Annotated in this window: 2 protein-coding genes; both read left to right on the top strand. The window is 69.6% G+C overall.

Annotated elements, in window-relative coordinates; translation table 11 throughout:
* The first annotated feature begins 385 nt into the window (after window positions 1–385).
* Complete coding sequence (locus tag AB0B76_RS58845; protein WP_360395149.1) at window positions 386–1411, top strand: ISAs1 family transposase; 1026 nt, start codon at window positions 386–388, stop codon at window positions 1409–1411.
* A gap of 66 nt (window positions 1412–1477) precedes the next feature.
* Window positions 1478–2224, top strand: a complete 747-nt coding sequence (locus AB0B76_RS58840; RefSeq protein WP_360395146.1) for a hypothetical protein — start codon at window positions 1478–1480, stop codon at window positions 2222–2224.
* The last annotated feature ends 280 nt before the right edge of the window (window positions 2225–2504 follow it).

Here is a 2504-nt window from a genome sequence, read left to right as displayed (position 1 = left end):
ACTCCGAAGGGCCAAACCTTCATCTCCCGCACAGCATCGACTCCCGAAAGACCACTACCTATCCATGCGATCTCCGTTCGTCGTTCATGGCACACGCCCCGGCAAAGTCGTGATGGGTGGTCCGGCTTGGGGCGATTGATGTAGACGCGCCCTTGCTCGGGGTGCCAGGGCGGGCATGACTGGTTCAGAAGATCATCGAGGTTCCTACGCCTTGTTGATCGCTTCCGAAGTGAGTCATGCCCGCATCGCCATCATCGGTGATCGCCTCGCTGTCGGCCGCACCGGCTGGACTGCCCACCCAACAACTGGCCGCTGGTCTGCCCACCGCCCTGGCCCAGGTACCCGACCCGCGCGCCGCCGGGGCATCCGCCACCAACTTGTCGTCGTGGTCACCGCCGCGGTCTGCGCGGTGGTAGCCGGCTACCGCTCCTACACCGCGATCGCCGAATGGGTCGCCGATCTACCCACCGACACCGCGCTGGTGCTCGGCATCGACGCCCACCGACGACCGTCGGAGGCGATGATCCGCAGACTGTTACAGGCCCTCGACCCCGAGCCGCTCGCCACGGCGATCGGTGCGTGGCTCGCCGCGCGGATCCCCGCACCACCGCCCGGATCCCGGCACGCGATCGCCGTGGACGGCAAGACCCTGCTCGGCTCACGCACCCGCGATAGTCCCGCCCGGCATATCCTGGCCGCCGCCGAGCAGCACGCCGGCATCGTGCTGGCCAGCACCGACGTCGACACCAAAACCAACGAGATCACCCGCTTCCCCGCATTGCTCGACCGGATCGACGACCTGCGCGACATGGTGGTGACCGCGGACGCGTTGCACTGCCAGCGCGAGCACGTCGCCTACCTCGCCCGACGCAGCGCGCACTGGATCCTCACCGTCAAAGGCAACCAGCCCGGTCTGCACCAACAACTAGCCGGCCTGCCCTGGCGGCTCGTGCCCAACGCCGACCGCGACACCGCCCGCGGCCACGGCCGCCACGAGATCCGCACCCTCAAGATCCTGTCCGTGGCCACCGGTATCGACTTCCCCGGCGCCGCGCAGGCGTTGCAGATCCGCCGCCGCCGGCGCCGTCTCGACGAACCTCGACGCTTCACTTCCGATACCGTCTACGCGATCACCGACCTGCAAGCACATCAGGCCAAACCATGGCAACTGGCCGACTGGATCCGCGGACACTGGTCCATCGAGAACAGAACGCACTGGGTCCGCGACGTTACCTACGACGAAGACCGATCCCAGATCCGCACTTGCAACGGCCCACACGTCATGGCCACACTCCGCGACGCCGCCATCGGCGCCCTCCGACTCGCTGGCGTCACCGACATCGCCGCAGCCAATCGCCACCACGCCCGCAACGCCAACCGCCCACTGGTCCTACTCGGCATCACCTCATAACGACTTGCTGGGACCAGGGGGTGAGCGGGGCCGCGCGTAGCGGCCGTGCCGCGTACGATCCGTCGCGTGCGCGGCCTGCCCCACCAGTACCAACCAAAGCCAAAGCCGTACTTCAAGGACGCATTCGGCAACTACGTCCACCTGTTTTGCGCCGGCCTGATGACCGCCGCCGCTGCCCTGGTCACCGTGGTCGAGCCCGGATTCTGGTCGATCTTCGGACTCGTTTTCTTCGGCTTCAGCCTGGTACTGGCCGAGGCGACGCGACGCGGGCGTCTGGATGACAAGACCCGCGCCCGCCTCGAGCCGTTCCTGCTCCGGCTCCGGCGCGGCGACGTCGACGGCTACGGCTGGCTGCTGCGGGTGCTGGCCGACATGGACGGCCGCACGCCCAGGGCCCGCCGCCGCAGCCGGATCGCCCTGGACGCCATAACCGCAGACGAGCGGCTGATGGACGGCCTGATCGTGCACTGCCGGCGCCGCCAGATCAGCGTGGGGCCCTTCGTCAAGCGTCTCGGACGGTGGGGCGCCGGAGGGCTCGCCCCGATGCTGGCGAGCCTCCATACGGACGGCCGCGCCCGCGAGACCGCCGTGACCGCCATGGGCCGCCGGGTGCGGCCTGCTCACCTGCCGCTTCTGGTCGAGCGGGCGGTCGACTGGGTGCCCGAGGTGCGGGCCGCCGCGCACGAGGTGCTGCGGACCCAGCTCGGGCAACGTCCGGAGCTGCTGCCACCGGCCAGGCTGGCCTACGCGCGGATCGCCCGGCGCAAGCACGCGCCCGCGCTGGCGCAGCTGATCGACGGCGTCCAGCGGTGACCGGCCGCCGATCGGGTGCCACGCGGCATACGCCGGCAGGGCGGGCTCCTGCGGCACCGAGAGACCGAACACCGCGCCGGCGTCACCAACATCGCCACCGCTAACCGCCGCCACGCCCGCAACGCCAACCGGCCACTGGCGATACTGGGCATCACCTCATGACGACTTTGCCGGGGCCCTGGGGTGGGGCTGCCCATGATGAGCGTCGAGGTAACTGTGGTTCCTCAATGCCGCGTGGGGCTCGCCCCGACCGGGCTTGACGGGCCGCCTGCAGCGTCAG

Source organism: Dactylosporangium sp. NPDC049140 (assembly GCF_040648435.1).
Note: the sequence above shows the minus strand (reverse complement) of the source record. Positions and strands in the feature narration are given on the sequence as shown.